The following is a 24514-nucleotide window of genomic DNA, read 5'->3' on the forward strand; positions in this document are numbered from 1 at the left end:
GTCATCCTCATGGCCGCACGATCACCCAGCGCAGCGGCTGCTGCGCGGCCTCGGTCTTGTACCAGCGGTTGGCCGTCCACATCAGCCACGGTCGCATCGCATAGTCGGGTTCGAACCAGCTGCGGGTGAGCCACAATTGCCGGTCGAACCTCCGCGAGGGCGCATAGGCCTGCTCGAATTCCTCGTCCGGGCCGAGGATCGCCGGCTTCCCGCTGTGCGCTTCGATCTGGTTGACCAGCGTCGTCAGCTCGCTCTGCACCGCCGCGTCCGAAACGCGCGCCGGACAGTCCTCCGCGGTCGTCTCCAACAGGATCGCGGGAGGCAGCAGATCGCCGTCGCGCGGCACCATGGTGACGAAATTGGCCGATTGCCCGTCGGCCACGGTACAGGGGTCGAAACGATGCGCCGCGCCGACCGCCAGGCCGGCATTACGCGCGCGGGCGAAGTTCTGTGCGAAGGCGATATCGCCCCGCCCCGCCCCATCGCTCGCCTCGAGATAGACGAACCGCGCGCCCAGACCCGCCAGAGTGTCGAAATCCACCGCCCCGTCGCCTGCGCTGACCAGCGCACCCTGGTCGGGCCAGGCGCTCTCGTCGGGACGCCAGCTGCGCGCTTCGTACCACGCATAGCCGGCTGCGATTGCCGCGACCAGCAGCGCGACCAGCCACGCCTTGCCAGCACCGGAAAACCCGCGGGACCTGCGCGGCGAACGGCGCCGGCGCGGGGATTTGCCCACCGCCATCCCTCAGCCCTTGATATGCAGGACGCAGATTAGCGTGAACAACCGCCGCGCGGTGGCGAAATCGGTCTCGATCTTGCCCTCCAGCCGTTCGATCAGCAGTTCTGCGGCGCTGTTGTGGACCCCGCGGCGGGCCATATCGATGGTTTCGATTTCCGCCGGGGTCGCCTTGCGGATCGCCTGGTAATAGCTGTCGCAGATCGCGAAATATTCGCGGATCGGCCGGCGGAAACGGGCGAGGCCAAGCAGCAGCTCCTCCACCAGGCGCTCCTCCTCATCGGCGATTTCCATCAGCAGGCGGCCGTCGCGCACGGCCAGCTTGAGGCGATAGGGCCCGCTGGCCCCGCGCTCGACCGCGCGCAGCGGCTTGAAGCTGTTTTCCTCGATCAGGTCGAAGATCGCAATCCGGCGTTCCTGCTCGATATCGGCATTGCGCCAGATGATCGTTTCCTCATCGAGCTCGATATGCGCGATGCGATGAGTGTCCGGAGAGGGTGCGGAATCGGTCATGCTTGCACCCGCTTTCGCAGAGATAGGCGGGGTGCGGCAAGGGGTTGGCGCAGTGTCCCCACTATCCACAGCCGCCGTGACCCCTTTGCAACTTGCCAGCAGGGTGCGCGGCCATGCATCAGGGGGCGATGGCCGAAACCGATCTTCTTTTCCCCGCCGACGATTCGACTGACACGAAACCGGCGAAGGGCCCCGTCCTGCCCGCCAACCTCGAAGCCGAAGCCGCGTTCCTCGGGGCGGTGCTGATCGACAACAAGGTGATCGAGGAACTGACCACGCCGCTCATGGCGGAGCATTTCCACGAACCTGTCCACCAGCGCATCTACGAACGCGTGCTACGGCTGCTCGATCGCAATTCGGTGGCCACTCCGGTTACGCTCAAGCCCTATTTCGAAAGCGACGAAGCGCTCAAGCAGCTCGGCGGGGTGACCTATCTCGCGCAGCTGACCGCCGACGGGCAGGGCCTGCTGCATCCGCGCGAACTGGCCGAGCAGATCTACGACCTCGCGCTGCTACGGCAATTGGTCAGCGTGGGGCGCAATCTGGTCGAAGGCGCGCTCGATACCTCGGACGAAGTCGAGCCGCTGCGCAAGATCGAGCAGGCCGAAGCCGATCTCTACCGGGTGGCGGAAGGCGCCACCACCGGCAGCGAAGCGCAGTCGTTCCGCAAGGCGGCCTTCGGCGCGCTCGAAGTCGTGCAGGCGGCGATGAATTCGGGCGGACGGTTTTCGGGCAAGACCACTGGGCTCGACACGATCAACGACAAGACCTCGGGCCTGCACAATTCGGACCTTGTGATCCTTGCCGGGCGTCCCGCGATGGGCAAGACCTCGCTCGCCACCAACATCGCCTTTAACGCCGCACGCCGGCTGATGGACGACCAGAAGGCGGGTATCGAGGTGGGCAAGTCGCCCGGCGCGGGCGTCGCCTTCTTCAGCCTCGAAATGAGCGCCGACCAGCTGGCGACGCGTATCCTTGCCGAACAGGCCGAGATCTCGAGCGAGAAGCTGCGTTCGGGCAAGCTCAGCCGCGAAGAGTTCCAGCGTCTCAGCTTTGCCAGCCAGGAACTGACCGACCTTCCGCTGTATATCGACGACACCCCCGCGCTGACCATCGGCGCGCTGCGCACGCGCGCCCGGCGGCTCAAACGGCGGCACGACATCGGGCTGGTCATCGTCGACTATCTGCAATTGCTGCAGGGTTCGGGCCGCGCCAGCGACAACCGCGTGAACGAAATCTCGGAAATCAGCCGGGGCCTGAAGACGCTGGCGAAGGAACTGCACGTCCCCGTCATCGCGCTGTCGCAGCTCAGCCGTCAGGTCGAGCAGCGCGACGACAAGCGTCCGCAGCTGTCCGATCTGCGCGAGTCGGGATCGATCGAGCAGGATGCCGACATGGTGTGGTTCATCTTCCGTGCCGAATATTATCACAACGCGCTCAAGCCCGACACGCCCGACGAAACATCGTCGGAAGAAGTGCGGATGAAATATGCCGAATGGGAAGCCCGGCACCTGGAACTGGTCAACAAGGCGACGCTGATCGTGGCCAAACAGCGGCATGGCTCGACCGGGAATGTCCCGCTGCTGTTCCACAGCGAGTTCACCAAGTTCTCCAGCCCCGAGATCCGTCACTACGAGGATTACGAGTAGATCAGATCCCGAGGTTGAGCCGCCGGGTCACGGTATAGTCCAGGACCGACACGAGCACCCAGCCCGCGCCCCAGCGAATGCGGTTGAACAGCGTGCTGCGCTGGGCGTGCAGCGCGGGCGTGATCTCCTCGGAAGCGGCGATCTGGTGCGCTATGAATTCGCGCATCCGTTCGGCCAGCGCGGCGTCTTCGATCCGCAGCATGATTTCCAGATTGAGGTAGAGGCTGCGCATGTCGAAATTGGCGCTGCCAAGGTAAACCGCATCGTCCAGTACCAGCAGCTTGGTGTGCAGCTTGCAGGGGGAAAATTCCCAGATCCGCGCCTTGCGCTTGAGCAGGTAGCGATACAGCGAACGGGTTGCGCCCAGCGTCGCGCCATTGTCGCTCTTGGCCGCCATCAGCAGCCGCGCCCGCCCCGTCTTCGCGACCCGCGCGATCCGCCGCAGCAGCGTGTAGGGCGGCGAGAAATAGGCCATGAAGATGTCCAGCTTCCGCGCCTGAGAAAGGTCGCGGGTGACGCTGCGGGCCCAGCTCGACAGCCCGCGCGTGGGCCCACCGACCAGCCAGCGGACGGCCCCCTCCCCGTCACGCCATTCCCATTGCGAAACCGCCCGGCGAATGGCGCGGAAATGCGGCGCGTCGTCATCGGTCCAGTCGACCAGCCGCGCAAACCAGTCGTTGAGGCCGGCAACCGCGTCCCCTTCGAGCGCGATGGCAAGATCGTTCCACCCGTTCTGTTCGGGCGGGGCGAAATAGTCGTCCTCGATATTGAAACCGCCGAACAGCGCGCGCTCGCCATCGGCGATCACCATCTTCTGATGGTTGCGGATGAGATAGCGCAGCCCGATCCGCGGGCTGAAGCAGAAATAGCGTCCCCCGGCATCGACCAGCGGCTGGAGGAAGCGGTCCGATGCCGACGCGCCGAAGCTGTCGAGGATGAGCGTGACCGCCACCCCGCGCCGCGCCGCCGCACACAGCGCATCGCGCAGCTCGGACGAAACCTCGTCTTCGGCGAAGATGTAGAAGCAGATATCGAGCGTGGTGGTGGCCGAGCCGACGAGATCCATCAGCGCGCGGCGGCGGTCGTCGCCGCCGGGATAGAACACCAGCGAATGTCCCTGCGCCTCGAGCGCAAACGGCTCCGGATCGCGATAGACCGCCGTGGTTTCGGGAACGCTTGCCTCAGCCATTGGGGATGCGCCTTAGCGCGCCCGGCGGTCGGCGCAAATCCTTGACTGCCGGCAGGCAAAAGCCTAAGAGCCGCGCTTTCCCGGAATCACTTGATTTGCATCGGAGTGCCCCATGGCGCGCGTTACTGTCGAAGACTGCGTAGACAAGGTCCCCAACCGTTTCGACCTCGTCCTGCTGGCTGCCCAGCGGGCCCGCGAGATTTCCGGCGGTGCGGAACTGACTGTCGATCGCGATCGCGACAAGAACCCGGTCGTCGCGCTGCGCGAAATCGCCGAGCAGACGGTCAAGCCGAAGGAACTGCACGAAGCTGCGGTTACCAATCTGCAGAAGATCCTGCCCGACGACGATGACGAGATGGACGAAGTCGGTTCGCTCAGCCAGTCGGCCGAAGCGCTGCGGATCACCGCGTCGGCGCCGACGCGTTCGACCTCGATCGGGGCCGATTACGAGGGCTGACACGCTGGCAGTATTGGCGAATTGTGGAAAGGCCGCCCCGGGGGCGGCCTTTTTGCGTTGCGGCATGGCTTGTGCCGCCTGTAGCCTGCGCCGCGACAGGAGGCGTGATGAGCGACGTGGTTGAAGGCGTGGGAACCGGGGTCGAAGGGGGTCTGTTCGCCAGGGCGGTATCGCCCCGCACGGGTGGCGAAGCGCCGACCGCCAAGGGCCATTTCGCCGAAGGGGCGTGCCTCAATTGCGGCACGCAGTTGGTGGGCAGCCATTGCCATCAATGCGGCCAGCAGGCCCATCTCCACCGGACGCTGAGCGCCTTCGCCCACGATATCGCGCATGGGGCGATCCATTTCGACGGCAAGACCTGGCGGACGCTGCCGATGCTGGTGTTCAAGCCGGGCGAGCTGACGCGCCGCTATATCGATGGCGAGCGAACCCGATTCGTCAGCCCGATGGCGCTGTTCCTGTTCACCATTTTCCTGATGTTCGCCGTATTCCAGATCGCGGGGATCAGCGCCCCTACCGATCTCACCGGCGACAAGAGCCTGCAGCTGAGCGAGCTCACCGAAGAACAGGCCGAGCGGCTCGAATCCCGGCGCGACACGCTGGCCGAGCGGGCGGCGGACCCGGACGCCACCGAAGCGCAGCGCAATCGCGCCGAAGAGGCGCTGGCCGAAGTCGAAGCGCAGCTCGAAGCGCTGGAGCAGGCCCGCACCGAACTGCCTTTCCTGGCTGACGGGACCGAACGAACCGGCGCCGAGGCGGGTTCGGAGGAAGTTGCGAACGAGACCCCCGGCAGCGAGAGGGACGCGGAAATCGCCGTGGATGCAAGCGACATCCGCAATTGGGAAGGCGATCTGGAGAACACCGACTGGTTCCGGGCGGGGGTCGAAAAGTGGCGCAAGAACCCGGGCCTGATGCTCTACAAGTTGCAGACCAATTTCTACAAGTTCAGCTGGTTGCTGATCCCGCTGTCGATCCCGTTCGTATGGCTCATCTTCGCCTGGAAGCGCGGTTTCCGCGCGTATGACCATGCCATTTTCGTCACCTATTCGCTCAGCTTCATGACGATGCTGATCCTAGCGATCGCGCTTGCCGGCATGGCTGGTCTGTCGCCCGGCTATGTCGCGCTGGCATCGCTGCTGATCCCGCCGATCCATATCTACAAGCACTTGCGCGGCACTTACGCGCTGTCGCGCTTCTCGGCCCTGTGGCGGCTGGGGGTGATGAGCTTCCTGATCGTCGTCATCCTCGGATTGTTCGCCATGTTGCTGATGCTGCTCGGCCTGTCCTGAGAAACGAAAAGGGCCGCCCGGTCATACCGGACGGCCCCTTGTGTGCGGATGGGTTTCGCCTGCGTCAGGCGCCTTGCGGTGCTGGGCCTCCGCCGAGCTTGCGCCCTGCCTTGGGGACAGCGACACCCGACGCCGGCTTGACCGCGACCGGGCCCTTGGGCTCGTCCGGCCGGTCGATCTTGCCGTCCTTCATCAACTGGTTGATCTCTTCACCGGTCAGCGTTTCGTATTCGAGCATCGCCTGTGCCAGCAGGTGGAGCTTGTCCTCCTGCTCGCTGAGGATGTCCTGCGCGCGCTTGAGCCCGCCTTCGACCAGTTCCTTGATTTCGGCGTCGATCAGCTTGTTGGTTTCCGCGCCGCCCATGGTGCGCGCGGTTTGGCCCATGCCGAGATAGCCTTCCTGGCTTTCCTCGTACTGCAGCGGGCCCAGCTTGTCGCTCATGCCCCATTTGGTGACCATGTTGCGCGCGAGATCGGTGGCATACTGGATATCGCCCGACGCCCCGCTCGAAACCTTGTCGTGCCCGAAGATGATTTCCTCCGCCACGCGGCCGCCCATCGCAACCGCGAGGTTCGCATGCATCTTGTCGCGGTGGTAGGAATAGCTGTCGCGTTCGGGCAGGCGCATCACCATGCCCAGCGCGCGACCGCGCGGAATGATGGTCGCCTTGTGGATCGGGTCCGACGCCGGCTCATTGAGGCTGACCAGCGCGTGGCCCGCTTCGTGATAGGCAGTCATCTTCTTCTCGTCCTCGGTCATGACCATGCTGCGCCGTTCGGCACCCATCATGACCTTGTCCTTGGCGTCTTCGAATTCCTGCATCGCGACCAGGCGCTTGTTGCGGCGCGCCGCCAGCAGGGCGGCCTCGTTGCACAGGTTCGCCAGATCCGCGCCCGAGAAGCCCGGCGTGCCGCGCGCGATGGTGCGCGGGTTGACGTCGGGCGCCAGCGGCAGCTTCTTCATGTGCACTGCGAGGATTTTCTCGCGCCCGTCGATATCGGGCACGGGGACCACGACCTGACGGTCGAACCGGCCCGGACGCAGCAGCGCGGGGTCGAGAACGTCGGGGCGGTTGGTCGCCGCGATGATAATGATGCCTTCATTGGCTTCGAAGCCGTCCATCTCGACCAGCAGCTGGTTGAGCGTCTGCTCGCGCTCGTCGTTCGAATTGCCCAGCCCGTGGCCACGGCTGCGCCCGACGGCATCGATTTCGTCGATGAACAGGATGCACGGCGCGTTCTTCTTCGCCTGTTCGAACATGTCGCGCACGCGGCTGGCGCCGACACCGACGAACATCTCGACGAAGTCCGAACCCGAGATGGTGAAGAAGGGTACGCCCGCTTCGCCGGCGATTGCCCGCGCGAGCAGGGTCTTACCCGTACCAGGCGAACCGACCAGCAGCGCGCCCTTGGGGATCTGGCCGCCAAGCTTGGAGAAGCGCTGCGGGTCCTTGAGGAATTCGACGATTTCCTCGAGCTCTTCGCGCGCTTCGTCGATCCCGGCGACATCGTCGAACGTCACCTTGCCCTGCCGCTCGGTCAGCAGCTTGGCCTTCGACTTGCCGAAGCCCATCGCGCCGCCCGCACCGCCGCCTTTCTGGACCTGCCGCAGGGCGAAGAAGGCGATGCCGAGGATCAGCACGAACGGCAGCATCTGGATCAGCGCATAGAGGAGGATGTTGCCATTGTCGGCTTCCACGCCCGAATAGCGCACGCCATTGTCTTCAAGCAGCTGCGGCAAAGTGGTGTCGTTGGCGACAGGGATGGTCGAGAACTGCTCGCCATTCTTCATCTCGCCGACGATCGACGATTCGGAAATCTCGACGCTGGCGACCGAGCCTTCGGCAACCTTGTCGCGGAAATCGGAATAGAGGATCTGTGCGCCGGGAGCGCTCGATCCGCCCCCGAACAGCGACACAACCATCAGCAGTGCAAGGAAAATCCCGCCCCAGATCATCAGGCTCTTCACCCAGGGGTTGGGGCCGTTGCCCTCGGGCTCGGGCGGAGAATTCTGGTCGCTCATGCGCGGGTTCCTTTCATCCCGGCCAATGTAGGATGCCGCGGGTGAATGGCAAGTTGACCCGATGCGCGGAATTTCCGCTATCAGGCAGCAATTCGCTCGATCAGCCAATAGGCCCCGACGATGCCGACCGGATAGGCGGCGGCGCGCAGGACCAGCGGTTCGTCCGCCGGCCGGATACGGCGCAGCAGCGCGAGGGCGGCGAGCACCGCCGTGACGACCAGCAATTGCCCGGCTTCCACGCCGATGTTGAAGCTGACCAGCGCGGCGGGCACCTCGCCTTCGGGCAGCCCGATTTCGCGCAGGGCGCCAGCGAATCCGAAACCGTGCAGCAGGCCGAAGGCGAATGCCACGAGCCAGGGCAGGCGCTGGGTCAGCGTGCCGCGCGCCCCCCGGGCGATTTCGACCGCGAGGAACACGATCGACAGGGCAATCAACGCCTCCACGACATCCTGCCGAATCCCGGCAAAGCCCAAAGTGACCGCCGCCAGCGTCAGCGAATGCGCGAGCGTGAAGGCCGTGGCGGCCTTGACCACCGGCCACGGCCGCCTGACCAGCAGGACCAGCGCGATGACGAACAGCAGGTGGTCCCATCCGGCCAGGATGTGATCCACCCCGATCGCGAAATAGCTGCGCCACACCTGCACCGCGCCCGGCCTGGCCGTGATCGTCGCATAGGGCTCTTCCGGCGTGAGGCGGTGGACCTGTACCGGCCGTTCGCGCGGGGCGACGCGCAGAATCGCCTCGCCCTGCCCGGGAAAGGCCGGCCAGCCGAGCCGCTGCCCCGCAACGCTGCCGGTGCAGACCACCGGTGCACGGCCGACCACGGCAAGCGGAGCCATGTCGCGCTCTACCGGCCCCGCCAGCGCACAAGCGGCGGGCAGCTGCGGCACGGCGCCGCGTTCGTCGGCCGCGCTTGCGATCGGCTGCCGCCAGCCGAGCCGCCAGTTCGTCTCGTTGAGCTGCTCGAACTGGATCGCGACGGGACGCATTTCGTCGGCCAGCGCGGGGCTGGCCGCCAGCAGCAGGGCCAGCGCCGCAATCAGCCGGATCATTCGATTGCGACCGTATAGGCCCCGCGCAGCAACGCGTAGGCCCGCTGGCGCCGCTCGGCGATGGTGGCCGCTCGCCAGTCGGCCTCGATCCGGTCGCGGACCGCGCTCAATTGCGGTGTCTTGCCCGCGTTACGGGTTTCCAAGCTGACGAGGTGCCAGCCATAGCCCGACGCAACCGGTCCCTGCCATTTGCTCGAGGGTTCAAGCTCGGCCAGCCGCGCGGTGAACGCCTCGCCATAGGTGCCGCGTATCTGCGCGAGCGGCACGGCGACCGCCTCGGCGGGCAGGCTGATCGGCTCGCCCACCGGATCGCGCGATGCCAGAGCGCGGGCGGCAGCGGATTCGCTGGAGTAATAGACCTGCCTGAAGGTCAACCTGTCGCCCTCGCGGTATTTATCCGGATGCGAGGCGAGCCAGCGCTCGAGGTCCGCTTCGCTCGGTCGGGCCAAGGCGGCCTCCGCGCCAGCGAGTTCGTCCATCTTGGTGGCCAGGCGCCGCCGGACGACCGCGTCGCCTTCGTCGAGCCCCAGACGCAGCGCTTCGCGGTAGAGGACCTCTTCGCGCACCCAGCGCTCGATCGCACTGTCCATTTCGGCATCGGTGGGTGCGCGGCCCATCATTCTCTCGAAACCGAAAGCGATACCGGCCTGCCGCTCGCGCGAGAGTTCGATCGCCCGGCTGGCCGGATCGACCGGTTCGCCCGCCAGTGCCAGCCCTGCCCAGATCACCGCACCGGCGATCAGGAAATGCGCCAGCGGGTCGCGCAGCCAATGCCGGATCATTCACGCCCCGCCGGAGACGCCGCAGCGCCGGACGATCGGCCCGGCTTCAGCCAGACCGGAGAGGAATAGGCGCGTTCCTGGATTACATTCGCTTCGACAACCTTTGCCGGCAGGTCGATTCCGAAGCGTTTTGCATCGAACAGGACCCAGCTCGGCGTGGGGATTTCGATCGCGCGGACATAATAGAAGGCGCGCTGGCCCGGACGGTAATCGGGATCGCGCCAGGTCGCTCGCAATTCGGGTGCGCCGATCGTATTGGTGTAGCTCGCCTCGCGCCGTACTACCGTGTCGCCCACTGCGGGTATCGCGCCGCCCACGCGGCGGCGTGTCCCAGCCATGTCCGACCATGCGAGATCATAGATACGTTCGCGTGCGACGCCATTCGCATCGACCCAGCCCTTGACTATCTGGATCCGGTCGAGATTGGCGCCTTCGGGATCCTTGAGTGCGGAAACCAGGAACACGGGCGCGCGGCCGCGATCGACCAGATCACCGCCCATCGGGACCCCGCGGGCATAACCGGCGCGTACCCAGTCGCCGTCCCAATCGCTGGCTGCAAAATCATGCCCGGCAAACAGCCGCAGCACCATGCGCGGACCGGTGGTGGCGTAGACTTCGCGCCGCATGAAGGCATCGAAGATCTCGGCGCGCGTATTGCCCCTTGCCCAAGCAGCCGCATAGCCCCCGGCGAGATAGTGCCAGCCGAAGCGCCCCTGGCGCGTGCCGAGGTTCTGCGACGCGAGCGCGCGTCCGGCACGCGGTTCGACATTGGTCTGCTTGCCGAAGAAATTGTCCTCGTCCCCCGTCGCCAACGCGGTGTGGCTGTCGGTGGAGCCGATCAGGCCGAAAGCATAGGGATTGACGCCCATCTGCTGTTCGAGCGTCAGGCCGCGCAGCAAGGCGCTGCGAACATAGCTACCGGCATACATGTCGGGCGTTGCTTCGCGCGTCAGCGGCAGATTGCCCAGCTCCCACCCGGCCACGCCGAATTCAGCGAATTCGTCATTCGGCGAGAGGAAGGGGTGGGTCTCGCTGTCGCCCTTGACCTGGGTGGCTTCGACCACCGGCTCGAAGCGCGCTCGCTGGCGGGCGTAATCCGCGCTCATCGCGCCGCCATCGGGCCCGACCAGATCGAACATCATCCCATTCGACAGGTTCGAATTGTGCGGGATCGCCAGCACGCGTCCGCCGGTGTTGGCCTCGTAGGCGGCCATGTAATCCCACAGCTGCTCGGGCTGCGTATCGATACCGGGAAACGGCACCACCTGACCGGTCTTGACGCTGCCGTCCCGGAACATGACGACCCGGTGCAAATTGTTGCCATCGGGCATCAAGCTCCATTCGAAACCCGCAAAGGCTGTGAATTCACCCGGGCGGTTGTACCGGTCCAGCAGGGCGAGATGGCTGTCCCACAATTCACGTGTGGCGACAGCCTGCCGCTCGGGGTCCATCAGCGCTTCGGGGATCGTGTCATTGGCCGCCGCAGTGATGAGTTCGGCCACCGCCATGGACGACTGGTTCGTGCTTTCGTGCATCATGTCGTACCAGCGCCGAAGCGTGGGATCGCGCACCAGGATCCGCGGCGTGTCGTAGAGCCGGCGCGTGGCGCCCATGGCATCCGAATGGTCCGAGATGACGAGGAAATCGAGCGGGCGGTCGAGCTGCGCATCCATCCCCATCGTCGAACGCACCCGGTCGCCGCGTGCAAATTTGAGCGCCTCTTCCGCGCCCAGCCTGACGCCGAAGCCGAAGGCGTCGACCGAAAGGTCGGTGTGCAGATGCGTATCGCCCCAATAGGGCCGGTCGGGAAATTCGGCGAGTTCGATCGTCGCGGTCCCGTCACCGCGCTGGTCTTCGGTCGGCTCGCCCGTATCCATGGAATCGCAGCCCGACAGCGCCAGGGCCGCCAGTGCGACCCAGCACCCCAAGGTCTTCGTCATCGGCTCTCCCCTCCCGATTGCCAATTGCAACCGAATGTCTGCGACATGCCGGGCGGGGTCAAGGCCTCAGGGTATTTGCGACGCGCTAGAGGAAGGGGATCGCGCTGCCTTCGCCCGACGAGCCGAAGTAGGTTGCAAGGCCGAGCGCCGTGGCCAGACCGGCGAACAGCAGTGATCCGAGCAGCAAGGCGCCGTCGCGAACCGTCAGCGCCAGCCCCAGGACAGCGATCGCCAGCATCGGGATGGTACTGGCGAAAGGCAGGAATTCGAGCGGCGGAACCGTGCAGCACAGGGCAATGATGACCGCCGCGACCAGCTTGATCGCAGTGCCCCTGGTCAGCCCTTCGAGCCGGCCCTTGCTGTGCCGGTCGAGAAAATTCGCCATTCCCTTGAGCTTGCCCACCGCCTTGTGCAGCTTTTTCGAACCGACCGCACGCCGCTGGACGAATTGCGGCATCCAGACATGGTCGCGGCCGATGAGCAGCTGGACCGCGATCAGCGCGATGAACAGCGCGAGCACGGTGGGGACGCCCGGGATGCCGCCGACCGGCGTGATCTCGAGCACGGCGGGGATCATGATGAACGGGCCGAAGCTGCGTGCACCGAAATCGTCGAGCACATCGGCGACACGCACTTCGTCGTGATTGGCCGCAAGCTCGTCGAGTTCGCCGAGGACATCGCCCATGCTGTGGGGTTCATGTGACACTGCAGACATCTCCCTTGGCGGCCAAACGCACGGAGAGCCGAAAGGTTACGCGGCGCGGGATACCGGTCCTGCGCCGGTCACCCCGCCTTCTTCTTGAGCAGCGCCGAGCGTTCGCAGCGGCACACCACTTCGCCGCGCTGGTTCACCGCTTCGTGCAGGAAGGTGACGATGCCCGCATCGGGGCGCGACTTGCTTTCGCGCAGGCCGATCACCTCGCTCGTCGCATGCAGCGTATCGCCGATGAAGACGGGCTTGGGCATGACCAGCTTGTCGTAACCGAGGTTGGCCACAAGGGTACCCAGAGTGGTGTCACCGACACTGAGCCCCACCATCAGCGAGAAGGTGAAGGTCCCGTTGACGAGGATCTGCCCGAACTCGCTTGCCTTGGCCGCTTCCGCGTCGAGATGGAGCGGCTGCGGATTGTGCGTCATGGTGGTGAAGAGCAGATTGTCGGTCTCGGTCACCGTCCGGCGGATGTCGTGCGTCAGCGTATCGCCGACCTGCCATTCGTCGAAATACTTCCCCGCCATCAGCCGTGCCCCATCACGGCTTTGACCTCGAGGAAGTCGTGGAAGCCCCATTCGCCCCATTCGCGGCCATTGCCCGACTTCTTGTAGCCACCGAAGGCAGCGCCGAGATCGTAGCCGCCATTGATCGCCACGCGGCCCGCGCGAATGCGCTTGGCAAGGCTGCGGGCGAGTTCGATGTCCTCGCCGGTGATCGCGCTGGCGAGGCCGTATTCGGTGTCATTGGCGATGCGGATGGCGTCGTCGTAATCCTCATAGCCGAGGATACACAGCACCGGGCCGAAGATTTCCTCGCGCGCGATGGTCATGTCGTTGGTGACATCGGCAAAGACGGTGGGCTTGACGTAGTGACCGGTCTCCAGCCCCTCGGGTTTGCCCGGGCCGCCCGCAACCAGCGTCGCGCCTTCCTCGACGCCCTTCTCGATCAGGCCTTGGATCTTGTCCCATTGCGCACGGCTGACGACCGGGCCGATCGCCGCATTGCCTTTCGGATCGCCGGGAATGACGCCTTCGGCAGCTTCCTTCGCTGCGGCCTTGGCTTCCGCCATCCGTGCATGCGGCACCAGCATTCGGCTGGGCGCGGTGCAGGTCTGGCCCGAATTGCCCATCATCGCCACCGTGCCCTTGGCAACCGACTTGGTGAAAGCGGAATCGTCGAGCACGATATTGGGGCTCTTGCCGCCCAGTTCCTGCGCCACGCGCTTGACGGTATCGGCGGCATTCTTGGCGATCGCGATGCCCGCGCGGGTCGAACCGGTGAAGCTGATCATGTCGATATCGGGATGGCCGCTTATCGCTTCGCCGACGCCCGGCCCGTCGCCATTGAGCAGGTTGAACACGCCCGCGGGGACACCCGCCGCATGCATGATCTCGGCAAAGATATAGGCATTGAAGGGCGCGATCTCGCTCGGCTTGAGCACCATGGTATTGCCCGTCGCCAGCGCGGGGAAGACCTTGCAGGCGATCTGGTTGAGTGGCCAGTTCCACGGGGTGATCATGCCGACCACGCCAACCGGCTCCCACACATGCAGCGTCGGCCCATCCTGCCGTTCGAAAGCGAAGCCTTCGAGGATCTCGATCGCCTTCTGGCAATGCCCGGCGAGCAGCCCGACATGCGGCCCGTTCGCGAGGCTGAGCGGCGCACCCATCTCGTCGCTGACCGCGGTCGCGAGCTCTTCCTTGCGGTTCTCGATCTCGGCTTGGATCGCGCGCAGCAGCGTCAGCCGCTCTTCCTTGCTGGTCTGGCTGAAACTCTCGAAGGCACGCCGCGCGGCGGCGACGGCCTTGTCGACATCGGCTGCGGTGCCGAAGCTGATGTGACCGATCGTTTCTTCCGTGGCGGGGTTTTCGACCGCTACCGTGTTTTCGGTGAGCGGGTCGACCCACTGGCCGTCGATGTAGAACTGGGTGCAATCGCGCATCGGAAACTCTCCTTTGCGCGCGCCTCTAGCCCTCCTGTCGCCAGCGCGCCACCACCTCTTCGCCATCCTGGGCGCTCTCGCGAACGGTATTGGGCGTGCGATCGAAGCGCGGCGCGGGCGCGGTGTGCCAGCGGCCATCCTGTTCGACATAGGCCCCGCGCGCTTTCATGTGCGGATGATCCTTTGCCTCATCGAGCGGAATCACGGGTGCAAAACAGGCATCGGTTCCCTCGAGCAATTCGCACCATTCGGCCTGGGTCTTGGTTGCGAAAAGCGCCGCCAGATCGTCGGCGTAGCTGTCCCACCTGCCCGGATCCATCTGTGCTTCGCGCAAGTGCTCGGGCGCGTCGGCGCGTTGCAGCAATTCGGCGTAGAATTGCGGTTCGATCGCACCGACGCTGACTTCCTTGCCGTCCTTGCAGGTATAGCAGCGATAGAAATGCGCCGCACCGCCAAGCAGGCCCGCGCCGCGTTCGACCGTGCGCAGCGCGCTATGCGGCTGGCCGTAGAAAAAGCTCATCAGGCTGGTCACGCCGTCGACGATCGCCGCGTCAACGACCTGACCCTTGCCGCTCGTCTGGCGTTCGAACAGCGCAGCGAGGATCCCCATCGCGCAATACATCGACCCGCCGCCGAAATCGCCGACCAGGTTCTGCGGCGGCACGGGCAGTTCGCCGCGCTTGCCGATCGCGTCGAGCGCGCCGGTGATGGCGATATAGTTGAGATCGTGTCCTGCGGCCTGGGCCAGCGGTCCTTCCTGCCCCCAGCCGGTCATCCGCGCGTAGACCAGCCGCGGATTGGCCTCGAGCAATTCCTGCGGGCCCAGACCCAGACGCTCCATCACGCCCGGACGAAAGCCTTCGACCAGCACATCGGCATGCGCCAGCGCCTGCTTGACGAATGCCTGGCCTTCGGCGCTCTTGAGATCGACTTCCGCGCGGTGCCGGGCGCGTTCGACCACCGGGTTCATCGGCTGGTGACCGGCGCGTTCGATGCGCACGACCTCCGCGCCCATATCGGCCAGCATCATGCAGACATGCGGGCCCGGGCCGATGCCCTGGAATTCGACGACCCTGAGGCCGGTCAGCGGACCGTTCGACATTTCTCTCTCCTCGGAAAATTTATATGTTCTAGAAGCTCTTGGGCAAGTCGAGGACATGCGTGGCGACATGGCTCAGGATCAGGTTCGTGCTGATCGGCGCGACCTGGTAGAGCCGGGTTTCGCGGAACTTTCGCTCGATGTCGTATTCCTCGGCAAAGCCGAACCCGCCATGTGTCTGGATGCACATGTCGGCGGCCGCCCAGCTGGCTTCGCTGGCCAGCATCTTGGCCATGTTCGCTTCGGTACCGGCAGTCTCGCCCGCATCGAACATGCGCGCCGCCTTAGTCACCATTTCGGCCGCGGCCGACAACTGGACATAGGCGCGCGCGATGGGGAACTGCACGCCCTGGTTCTCGCCGATGGCGCGCCCGAAGACATTGCGCTCGGCGGCATAGGCGGCAGCGCGGTCGATGAAGAAACGTCCGTCGCCGATGCATTCGCTGGCGATCAGGATGCGCTCGGCATTCATCCCCGAAAGGATGTAGCGGAACCCCTTGCCCTCCTCGCCGATCAGCGCGCTGGCGGGCACGCGCAAGTCATCGAAGAACAGTTCGGTGGTCGCATGGTTGAGCATGGTGCGCACCGGCCGGATGGTCAGCCCGTTGCCCACCGCTTCGCGCATGTCGACCAGCAGCACGCTCATCCCGTCGGACGGCTTGGCGCATTCCTCGCGCGGGGTCGTGCGGCACAACAGCACCATCAGGTCCGAATGCTCCGCGCGGCTGATCCAGATCTTCTGACCGTTGACCACGTAATCGTCGCCGTCGCGCCTGGCGAAGGTGCTGATCCGCGTCGTATCGGTGCCCGCACCGGGTTCGGTTACGCCAAAGGCCTGCAGCCGTAATTCACCGCTGGCGATCTTGGGCAGGTATTCGCGCTTCTGCTGGTCCGATCCGTGCTTCAGCAGCGTGCCCATGGTGTACATCTGCGCATGGCAGGCACCGCCGTTGGAACCCGACCGGTGAATTTCCTCGAGCACGGCGCAGGCCGCCTCCAGCCCCAGGCCCGAGCCGTCATATTCTTCAGGAATGAGGACCGAGAGGAAGCCTGCCTCGGTCAGCGCGGCGACGAATTCGCTCGGATAGGCGCGCTCGCGATCGAGTTCGCGCCAGTATTCGCCGGGGAAGCGCGCGCACAAACGCCGCACCGCTTCGCGGATTTCCGGAAAGGTCTCGCTCAAATGTCCGTCTCCCATTGCAACCTATTTGCCGCGCATCGCGCGCTTTGGCAACGGGTGTTGGGAGAATGGATGCCCCGTGAGGATTCGAACCTCAATTGACGGAGTCAGAGTCCGCAGTCTTACCATTAGACGACGGGGCATCAGCTGTCCGGGCAGGCGAGAATCGCGGGCTGCGCCGGAAGAGAGGCCGCGCATCTAGTTTCGTGTGGAGGCAAGGTCAACCCCGCAGCCGGCAGCGCCACTTGCCCCGTCTGCGCAACGCGGCTAGCGTTGGCGCCAAGTCCCCGTGCACAACGGTTTGCGCGGGAGGAAGAACAAAAGAAAGCTCCAGTTATGGCGGATCATCCTCCGCCGGACACCAAAAGGGGGCCTGGGAAGAAACGGGGCGGCAAGTCCGGCAAGGTAGCCGATTTCCGCTACAAACGCCCCTCCAGGCCCGATGGCAAGCGCAGCGACAGGCGCAATCCGCCCCGTCGCGAGGCAGGCTTCGCGGCGCGGGCGCCAGCGGTTTCCGCGACGCATAGCCCGCAGCCGCACCGGCAGGCCTATGCCGCGCTCGATCTCGGCACCAACAATTGCCGCCTGCTGATTGCCCGCCCCTCGGGCGAGAATTTCACTGTCATCGACGCATTCAGCCGCGTGGTCCGCCTTGGCGAAGGGCTGGCGGCAAGCGGGCGCCTGTCCGACGAATCCATGGAACGCACACTGGCAGCGCTGCATGTCTGCGCCGAGAAACTGCGGCGGCGCAACGTCCGGCTGGCGCGATCTGTCGCTACCGAAGCGTGCCGCCGCGCCTGCAACGGCCCGGCCTTTATCGAGCGCGTCCGCCGCGAGACGGGGATCATGCTCGACATCATCTCCGCGCAGGAGGAAGCGCGGCTGGCGGTGCTGGGCTGCCATATCTTGCTCGAAGAGGGCGACGGGCCGGCAATCATCTTCGACATCGGTGGCGGATCGACCGAACTGGTCCTGGTCCAGCCGGGCGACAAGGTCCCGCGGATCGTCGACTGGCTCAGCGTGCCGTGGGGCGTCGTATCGCTGACCGATACGGTGCAGGGTTCGGACGCCAGCGAGGCCAGCCGGCTCGAACGTTACGCGGCCATGCGGCAAACCGTAAGCGCGAGCTTTGCCGAATTCGCCGAGCGGATCCGCAAGCACACGCAATCGCGCGAACCGATCCGCCTGCTGGGCACCAGCGGCACCGTAACCACGCTGGCCAGCCTGCATCTCGAACTGCCGCAATACGACCGGCGCGCGGTCGACGGGCTGATCGTGCCTTCTCAGGCCATGCGCGACATCTCCACCCGCCTGTCGCGGATGTCCGCCGGCGATCGCAAGTGCCTGCCGTGCATCGGTGACGACCGCGCCAACCTGGTGATTGCCGGCTGCGCGATCCTCGAATCGATTCTCGACATCTGGCCCGCGGAACAGCTGGGTGTGGCCGATCGCGGAATCCGCGAAGGCATCCTGCGCAGCCTGATCGCTGCGGATGCCGAAGGCGAACGCAGCCGCGCGGCGCTCCAGCGCATGCGAGAACAGGATGTCTGACCAGATCCACGCGTGCGAACGAGGCGGCGGCCCCGTCAGTCCAGCACCGAACGCATTGAGGAATAAATAATGTCACGTTCGGGCAAGGATCGCGATACGCGCGTGCGCACGTCGAAGAAGCGGACGGCCAGTTCGACCCGCTGGCTGCAGCGCCAGCTCAACGATCCCTATGTGAAGCAGGCCAAGGCCGATGGATACCGCAGCCGCGCCGCCTACAAGCTGATCGAGCTGGACGAGAAATTCAGCCTGCTCAACGGCGTCACCCGGGTCGTCGACCTCGGCATAGCGCCAGGCGGGTGGAGCCAGGTAGTGCGCAAGCGCAAGCCCAGGGCGCATGTCGTGGGAATCGACCTGCTCGAGGTCGAACCGATCGAAGGCGTCACGATCCTGCAAATGGATTTCATGGCCGACGACGCGCCGCGGGCGCTCGAGGAAGCGCTGGGCGGCAAGGCCGAACTGGTGCTCAGCGACATGGCCGCCAATACGGTCGGTCACAAGCAGACCGACCATCTGCGCACGATGGGTCTAGTGGAAGCAGGCGCCTGGTTCGCCATTGAAAACCTCGCGCCGGGGGGCACCTATCTCGCCAAGGTCCTGGCGGGGGGTACCGACACCGACCTGCTCACGCTGCTCAAGCAGCATTTCCGCACCGTGAAACATGCCAAGCCGCCCGCGAGCCGCAAGGATTCAAGCGAGTGGTATGTGATTGCGCAGGGTTTCAAGGGCTGATCGGCCCACGAAAAAGCCCCGCCGAAGCGGGGCTTTCCTGAAGCAGTCAGCCTGCCGGACGGCTTATTCGTCGACCTTGGTCGCGCCATCGGTGTTGGTGGCGGCATTTGCAGCAGCGACCGGCTGGTCGGCGCTCATGCCAGCGGCCGATTCCGCAGCGCCGGCTTCGGCACCCTCGACCGGGCCGAGGCCGTCGCCGGGGAAGTCTTCGCTGACTTCTTCGGTTTCAGCCGGAGCCGGTTCGGGCTTGGCCGGGGCCCCGCCATAGGTCGACATGAATTCCATCACATTGGCGCGGTCTTCAGGCTTGCTGAGACCGGCAAAGCTCATCTTGGTGCCGCTGGCAAAAGCGCGCGGGCTGGTCAGCCATTCGTCCATCGCTTCCCAGGTCCAGTCGCCGCCCTTCTCGGACAGGGCCGAGCTGTAGGCGAAGCCCGCGGCATGCGCGCCGATCGACGCGCCCATCACGCCGTAGAGATTCGGACCGATGCCATTGGCCCCGCCCTGATCGATCGTGTGGCACGCGGTGCATTTGGCGAAGACCTTTTCGCCGGCCGCGGCATCGGCGCTGGCCAGCAGCGTGCCGAGATCCGGACCCTCGTCGGCGCCGCCTTCCTCGGCTGCGCCCTCGATGAAATAACCAGCTTCTTCGGGATGCTCGGCGCTATCGGCATGGAAATACATGCCCGAAACGATGGAGGCGCCCAGCGCCACGATAGCAGCGCCAAGGACCCAGCCAGCAGCGGTGTTGAAACGATCGTCCATTGCGTAAAATACCCGGCGAAAATCGGTTGGTCAGATGGTTGCGCGCCGCTCTAGTGCGCAGCGCCGCCTTTCGCAAGGGTGCAGGCCGCAATAGCGCTTGATGCCGCGCGAACGCGACCGTAACGCCCGCAGACCATGCGCCAGTTCGCCAAACCTGCCCTCGCCCTTGTCGATTCGATGCGCGCGGCCGCGGCCGCCGACCCGGCGCGGGCGATCGCGTTCGGCGGCGCCCCCGGATCCAATTCGCACCAGGCCGCGATGCAGTTCGCGCCCGAAGCGCTGCCGCTGCCGTGCTTCAGTTTCGAAGATGCGCTGGCCGCGGTCGAAAGCGGCGCGGCGGGCTGTGCAATGATCCCGATCGAGAACAGCCAGCACGGCCGCGTGGCCGACATCCACTTCCTGCTTCCGGCCAGCGGGCTGTCAATCGTGGCCGAGCATTTCATGCGCATCACGCATTGCCTGATGGCCTTGGGGCCGGGCCCGTTCGAAGCCGCCTACAGCCATCCGCAGGCGCTCGGCCAGTCGCACCGCTTTCTGGGTGAGCGCGGGATCGTGGGGCTGAGCCATGCCGATACCGCAGGGGCCGCCGCCTTCGTCGCGGAAAGCGGCAAGCCCGACATCGCCGCCATCGCGCCGGCGCTGGCCGCGGATCTCTACGGGCTCGAAATCATCGAACGCGAGGTGGAGGATGCGCCCGACAACACCACCCGCTTCGTGGTGCTGGCGAAAGACCCGCTCGACCCCGCGCTGCTCGAAGGGTCGCGGGCTATGACCACCTTCATCTTCGAAGTGAAGAACATTCCCGCCGCGCTGTACAAGGCGCTGGGCTGCTTCGCGACCAATGGCGTGAACATGACCAAGCTGGAAAGCTACCAGAAGGGGGCAAGCTTCGCGGCAACGCAGTTCTTCGCCGATATCGAGGGCGCGCCGGGGGATGCCCGCGTGGACCTGGCGCTGGAGGAACTGGCCTTCCAGACCAATGGCGTACGGCTGCTCGGCAGCTACGCGCAAGCCCGCCGCCGCGGCTGACCGGATCGGGACCGCGCAACGCCGCCGGCCGGGGGCGCTCGCCTATTCGTCGTCGTAGATCGCGACTTCGTTCATCCCAGCACTGGTTGCACGCCCGCGGTACATGCCGGAGGTGTTCATGCTGAACAACGGATGGCCTTCGCGCGTGACGACGATCACCCCGCCATCGCCGCCGAGACTGCCGACATCCGCGATGACCGCATCGATCTCTTCCTGCGCCTGCGCTGCTTCTAGACCGAATTCGCTGGCATGGACGAGATAGGTCGGAATGCCTTCCTCATCGAGCGGTACCCGCGCCTGGGCAGCGTCGATCTCAGCACGGAAGCGATAGCGCAGCCGGGTGCAGATTTCCTGCGCGACACCGACCCGGATGAAGAATTCTCCCCACCCGGTGGCGGAAACCGCGCAGCTGCGATTGTCGGCATAGGTGCCGGCACCGATGATCGGCGCATCGCCGATCCGGCCCCAGCGCTTGCCGGTCATCCCGCCGGTCGACGTGCCCGCCGCCATGTTCCCGTCGGCGTCGAGCGCCACCGCACCGACCGTGCCGAACTTGATGTCGACGTCGAGCGCGCTGAGCTGTTCGGCTTTCATCCGCTCCAGCGCTTCCCTGCGGCGCGTGGTTTCGAACCATTCGGGCGGCATCGTTTCAAGCTGGTGGCTGGCGGCAAAGGCTTCCGCCCCGGTGCCGGCCAGCATCACATGCGGACTGTCGGTCATGACCTTGCGCGCCAGATCGATCGGATGGCGGATACCGGTTACGCCGGCCACCGCACCTGCATCGCGCGTCCGCCCGTCCATGATCGATGCGTCGAGTTCGATATCGCCGTCCCAGGTCAGCACGGCACCCCGCCCGGCATTGAACAGCGCGTCGTCTTCCATCGGTTCGATCGCCGCCTGGATCGCATCCATCGCGCTGCCCCCGTCGCGCAGCACTGCCGCACCTGCATCGAGCGCGCGCTGCAGCGCCGCGCGATAGGCGGCATCCTGTTCGGGCGTCATGTTCTCGCGCGCGATCGTGCCCGCGCCACCATGGATGGCGATCGACCAGCCGGGCGCGTCCTGAGCGGTTGCAGGGGCCGCGAACAGCGCGAGAAGCGCAACCGACGCGGTGGCTATGGGGGCGAAAAATCCTCTCATGCCAGAGCGGTAGCACGGCTGCTTATCCACTTCACCCGGGAAAGCATTTTGTGGATTCGCGCCATGCATGGTAGCCCTTCCGTAACGTAAACCAATGGGGAGAGGTTTCGTGATTTTCGACCGTTATCGTTTCAATGAACAGGTGGCGATGGAGCTGGGGGAAAAGATACTTCTGGCAATCGTCGCGCTGATCGTGACCTGGCTCATCGCGCGCGCTGCCAAATGGGCCTTCGCCAAACTCGTCGATGCCGTCGACTTCTTCAAGCGGGGGACCGGCAGCGGGCAATCGCTGGGCGAATCGCTGGGTAAGATCGTCAGCCTGCTGATCTGGCTGTTCGGCCTGCTGATCATTCTCAACATTCTCGAACTCGGCGGGGTCGCCGGGCCGATCGACAGCCTGCTCGAAAACGTCGTCGCATTCCTGCCCAATCTGCTGTGGGCGGGCCTGATCTTCTTCATCGGCATGATGGTGGCACGGATCGTGCGCGACCTTGTCGTCACCACGCTGCAGACGGTCGATCTGGATAAATGGGCCAATCGCGGCGGGGTCAACAGCGTCACCGGAAACAGCACCATCAGCCGGACCATCGGCACCATCGTCTACGTTCTGATCGCGATCCCGGTGGCGATCGCCGCGCTCGAACAGCTGGGCATCGATTCGATCAGCGCACCGGCCAGCGAAATGCTGCGGATGATCTTTGCCGCGATCCCGAACATCATTGCCGCGGCCGTGCTGCTGGGGATCGGCTATCTCATCAGCCGCTTCGTGGTGCAGATCGTCAAGGAAATCCTGCCCGGCCTGGGCGTCGATCGCGCCATGGCCGAAAGCGGGCTGGTCACCGAAGGCACGACCGTGTCGGGCATCATCGCCCGCGTCGCGCAGGTGGCCATCATCCTGTTCTTCGCGATTGCCGCGACGAGGCTGCTCGGGTTTCCCGAACTGACCGCGATCCTCGACCAATTGCTCGAACTGGGCGGCCGGGTGATCTTCGGCGCGGTGGTGATCGCCTTCGGTTTCCTGATCGCCAACCTGCTCGCGCGGCTGATCGCAGGCGATGCGGGCGGGTCGACCGCGGGCACTATCGTGCGCTGGGCGACGATCATCCTGTTCGTGTTCATGGGCCTGCAGTTCACCGGTATCGGCGGGATGATCCCGGCCAATGCGCTGACGATCCTGATCGCCGGCGTCGCGGTGGCGGGCGCGCTTGCCTTCGGTCTCGGCGGCCGCGACTGGGCGGCACGCAAGCTCGAACAGATGGACAGCGATCTCGGCGGGACCGCAGCACCCACGCCGAAACCCAAGCGCGGCGCTGCCGCCAAATCGACCGACCCGCTGCCGCCGGGCGCCTAGGCCCCGCAGCAGGCGAATTCGCCGGAAGGGGCGCGGGGGGCATCCTCCCCGCGCCTTTTTCGTGGGCGATCCGGCTTGCCGGGGCCCGCCCGCTCGTAGAGAAAGCGGATGCCGCCTGCCGCAGCGCGTCATTGCCCCTTCAACCCAAGGGCTCTATATCGCCGGGCATGTCTTCCATCCGTCCCTGGCGCACGATCGAGCGCCGCCCGTCCCGACAGATCATGGTCGGCAACGTCCCCGTCGGCGGCGATGCGCCGATAACCGTCCAGACCATGACCAACACGCCGACCGAGGATGTCGGTGCGACGATCGACCAGATCCGTCGCTGCGAGGACGCGGGCGCGGACATCATTCGCGTGTCGTGCCCCACCGCCGAGGCGACCGAACATTTCGACCGTATCACCAAGGCAGCGAATGTCCCGATCGTCGCCGACATCCACTTCCATTACAAACGCGCGCTCGAAGCGGCGGACAAGGGCGCGGCCTGCCTGCGCATCAACCCGGGCAACATCGGCAGCAGCCAGCGCGTGGCCGAAGTGGTCCGCGCCGCCAAGGCGAACGGCTGCGCGATCCGGATCGGGGTCAATGCGGGCAGTCTCGAGAAGGATCTGCTCGAAAAATACGGCGAGCCCTGCCCCGAGGCGCTGATCGAGAGCGCGCTCGACCATATCAAGCTGCTGCAGGACCACGACTTTCACGAATACAAGGTGGCAGTGAAGGCAAGCGACGTGTTCCTTGCCGTCGCGGCCTATCACGGCCTCGCCGATGCGGTGGATTGCCCGCTGCATCTGGGCATCACCGAAGCGGGCGGATTGATCGGCGGTACGGTCAAGAGCTCGATCGGCATGGGCAGCCTGTTGTGGGCCGGTATCGGCGACACCATTCGCGTGTCGCTGTCGGCCGAGCCCGAACAGGAAGTGAAGGTCGGTTACGAGATGCTCAAGGCGCTCGGCCTGCGCACCCGCGGTGTCCGCGTCGTGTCGTGCCCGAGTTGTTCGCGCCAGGGTTTCGACGTCATTCGCACGGTCGAAACGCTCGAGAAACGGCTCGAGCACATCAAGACCCCGATGAGCCTCTCGGTGCTCGGCTGCGTGGTCAATGGCCCCGGCGAGGCGCGCGAGACCGACATCGGCATCACCGGCGGCGGCAATGGCAAGCACATGGTCTATCTGTCGGGGGTGACCGATCACCACGTGCAGAGCGGAGACATGCTCGACCATATCGTTGCGCTGGTCGAAGCCAAGGCCGCCCAGATCGAAGCGGGCGAGGCAGTGGCCTTCGATCCGCATGCCGCTCCTGCGCAGGCCGCCGAATAGCGCCTTTACGCCGTTTTAAGCCAAAGCGGCGCACGGTGCTGCGATGCGCATCGCGGTTCTCCTTGCCATA

At 65.4% G+C, this 24514-nt stretch carries 22 protein-coding genes and 1 tRNA gene; 8 read left to right on the top strand and 15 right to left on the bottom strand.

The window, feature by feature from the left end:
* Positions 1–7: 7 nt before the first annotated feature.
* Both WKH79_RS08915 and WKH79_RS08920 read right to left on the bottom strand, forming a co-directional pair.
* Positions 8–736, bottom strand: a complete 729-nt coding sequence (locus WKH79_RS08915) for a glycoside hydrolase family 25 protein (protein ID WP_341858654.1) — start codon at positions 734–736, stop codon at positions 8–10.
* Positions 737–745: 9 nt separating this feature from the next.
* Positions 746–1249 carry a UPF0262 family protein gene (locus tag WKH79_RS08920; RefSeq protein ID WP_050599416.1) on the bottom strand — a complete coding sequence of 168 codons (504 nt, stop codon included), beginning with the start codon at positions 1247–1249 and terminating at the stop codon, positions 746–748.
* A 128-nt stretch (positions 1250–1377) separates the two neighbouring features.
* Between WKH79_RS08920 and WKH79_RS08925 the strand changes: the two genes are divergently transcribed.
* Entirely contained in the window at positions 1378–2898 is a 1521-nt protein-coding gene (locus WKH79_RS08925) for a replicative DNA helicase (protein ID WP_050599513.1), read from the top strand.
* A 1-nt stretch (position 2899) separates the two neighbouring features.
* Here the strand turns inward: WKH79_RS08925 and WKH79_RS08930 are convergent, their stop codons facing one another.
* Positions 2900–4087 carry a cardiolipin synthase B gene (locus tag WKH79_RS08930; RefSeq protein ID WP_341858655.1) on the bottom strand — a complete coding sequence of 396 codons (1188 nt, stop codon included), beginning with the start codon at positions 4085–4087 and terminating at the stop codon, positions 2900–2902.
* Between the two features lie 112 nt (positions 4088–4199).
* Here WKH79_RS08930 and rpoZ point away from each other — a divergent pair, with 112 nt between their 5' ends.
* Together rpoZ and WKH79_RS08940 are read left to right on the top strand one after the other, a co-directional pair.
* Positions 4200–4544, top strand: coding sequence for a DNA-directed RNA polymerase subunit omega (gene rpoZ / locus WKH79_RS08935; protein WP_050599418.1), 345 nt, complete (start codon positions 4200–4202; stop codon positions 4542–4544).
* Between the two features lie 107 nt (positions 4545–4651).
* Positions 4652–5833, top strand: a complete 1182-nt coding sequence (locus WKH79_RS08940) for a DUF3667 domain-containing protein (protein WP_341858656.1) — start codon at positions 4652–4654, stop codon at positions 5831–5833.
* Between the two features lie 64 nt (positions 5834–5897).
* Here the strand turns inward: WKH79_RS08940 and ftsH are convergent, their stop codons facing one another.
* The 10 genes from ftsH to WKH79_RS08990 form a co-directional block, all read right to left on the bottom strand.
* Positions 5898–7856 carry an ATP-dependent zinc metalloprotease FtsH gene (gene ftsH, locus WKH79_RS08945; protein ID WP_050599420.1) on the bottom strand — a complete coding sequence of 653 codons (1959 nt, stop codon included), beginning with the start codon at positions 7854–7856 and terminating at the stop codon, positions 5898–5900.
* A gap of 80 nt (positions 7857–7936) precedes the next feature.
* The gene (locus WKH79_RS08950) at positions 7937–8908 is read right to left on the bottom strand and encodes a HupE/UreJ family protein (protein WP_341858657.1); all 972 of its coding nucleotides are present in this window, start codon (positions 8906–8908) and stop codon (positions 7937–7939) included.
* Positions 8905–9690, bottom strand: a complete 786-nt coding sequence (locus tag WKH79_RS08955; protein ID WP_341858658.1) for a peptidylprolyl isomerase — start codon at positions 9688–9690, stop codon at positions 8905–8907. The genes WKH79_RS08950 and WKH79_RS08955 overlap by 4 nt, the downstream gene beginning before the upstream one ends.
* Positions 9687–11630 (bottom strand): DUF3604 domain-containing protein, encoded by a 1944-nt coding sequence (locus WKH79_RS08960; protein ID WP_341858659.1) that lies wholly within the window; start codon positions 11628–11630, stop codon positions 9687–9689. The genes WKH79_RS08955 and WKH79_RS08960 overlap by 4 nt, the downstream gene beginning before the upstream one ends.
* Positions 11631–11715: 85 nt before the next feature.
* A complete protein-coding gene (locus WKH79_RS08965) occupies positions 11716–12345 on the bottom strand; it encodes an exopolysaccharide biosynthesis protein (RefSeq protein WP_341858660.1) in 630 nt (209 codons plus the stop codon).
* A 68-nt stretch (positions 12346–12413) separates the two neighbouring features.
* Positions 12414–12866 (bottom strand): MaoC family dehydratase, encoded by a 453-nt coding sequence (locus tag WKH79_RS08970; RefSeq protein ID WP_050599425.1) that lies wholly within the window; start codon positions 12864–12866, stop codon positions 12414–12416.
* The gene (locus WKH79_RS08975; protein ID WP_341858661.1) at positions 12866–14284 is read right to left on the bottom strand and encodes an aldehyde dehydrogenase family protein; all 1419 of its coding nucleotides are present in this window, start codon (positions 14282–14284) and stop codon (positions 12866–12868) included. The genes WKH79_RS08970 and WKH79_RS08975 overlap by 1 nt, the downstream gene beginning before the upstream one ends.
* Positions 14285–14309: 25 nt before the next feature.
* Complete coding sequence (locus tag WKH79_RS08980) at positions 14310–15386, bottom strand: CaiB/BaiF CoA-transferase family protein (protein ID WP_341858662.1); 1077 nt, start codon at positions 15384–15386, stop codon at positions 14310–14312.
* Between the two features lie 28 nt (positions 15387–15414).
* Positions 15415–16581 (bottom strand): acyl-CoA dehydrogenase family protein, encoded by a 1167-nt coding sequence (locus tag WKH79_RS08985; protein ID WP_341858663.1) that lies wholly within the window; start codon positions 16579–16581, stop codon positions 15415–15417.
* A 51-nt stretch (positions 16582–16632) separates the two neighbouring features.
* A tRNA-Gln gene (locus WKH79_RS08990) sits at positions 16633–16706 on the bottom strand.
* A 193-nt stretch (positions 16707–16899) separates the two neighbouring features.
* On the opposite strand from WKH79_RS08990, the gene WKH79_RS08995 reads away from it, so the two are divergent.
* Both WKH79_RS08995 and WKH79_RS09000 read left to right on the top strand, forming a co-directional pair.
* Positions 16900–18114: a Ppx/GppA phosphatase family protein gene (locus WKH79_RS08995; protein WP_230832380.1), complete on the top strand. Its 1215-nt coding sequence runs from the start codon at positions 16900–16902 to the stop codon at positions 18112–18114.
* A gap of 69 nt (positions 18115–18183) precedes the next feature.
* Positions 18184–18843: an RlmE family RNA methyltransferase gene (locus WKH79_RS09000; protein ID WP_050599447.1), complete on the top strand. Its 660-nt coding sequence runs from the start codon at positions 18184–18186 to the stop codon at positions 18841–18843.
* Between the two features lie 63 nt (positions 18844–18906).
* Here the strand turns inward: WKH79_RS09000 and WKH79_RS09005 are convergent, their stop codons facing one another.
* The gene (locus WKH79_RS09005; RefSeq protein WP_050599448.1) at positions 18907–19608 is read right to left on the bottom strand and encodes a cytochrome c family protein; all 702 of its coding nucleotides are present in this window, start codon (positions 19606–19608) and stop codon (positions 18907–18909) included.
* A 135-nt stretch (positions 19609–19743) separates the two neighbouring features.
* Between WKH79_RS09005 and WKH79_RS09010 the strand changes: the two genes are divergently transcribed.
* Entirely contained in the window at positions 19744–20637 is an 894-nt protein-coding gene (locus WKH79_RS09010) for a prephenate dehydratase (RefSeq protein ID WP_050599449.1), read from the top strand.
* Positions 20638–20679: 42 nt separating this feature from the next.
* On the opposite strand, the gene WKH79_RS09015 is transcribed toward WKH79_RS09010, so the two are convergent.
* On the bottom strand, positions 20680–21777 hold the full coding sequence (locus WKH79_RS09015; RefSeq protein ID WP_341858664.1) for an isoaspartyl peptidase/L-asparaginase: 1098 nt from the start codon (positions 21775–21777) through the stop codon (positions 20680–20682).
* Between the two features lie 109 nt (positions 21778–21886).
* Between WKH79_RS09015 and WKH79_RS09020 the strand changes: the two genes are divergently transcribed.
* Together WKH79_RS09020 and ispG are read left to right on the top strand one after the other, a co-directional pair.
* The gene (locus WKH79_RS09020) at positions 21887–23128 is read left to right on the top strand and encodes a mechanosensitive ion channel (RefSeq protein WP_341858665.1); all 1242 of its coding nucleotides are present in this window, start codon (positions 21887–21889) and stop codon (positions 23126–23128) included.
* A gap of 167 nt (positions 23129–23295) precedes the next feature.
* Positions 23296–24444 (top strand): flavodoxin-dependent (E)-4-hydroxy-3-methylbut-2-enyl-diphosphate synthase, encoded by a 1149-nt coding sequence (gene ispG / locus WKH79_RS09025; RefSeq protein WP_063505071.1) that lies wholly within the window; start codon positions 23296–23298, stop codon positions 24442–24444.
* Positions 24445–24514 lie beyond the last annotated feature (70 nt).

Source organism: Qipengyuania sp. GPGPB31 (assembly GCF_038396345.1).
Classification (GTDB): Bacteria; Pseudomonadota; Alphaproteobacteria; order Sphingomonadales; family Sphingomonadaceae; genus Qipengyuania; species Qipengyuania citrea.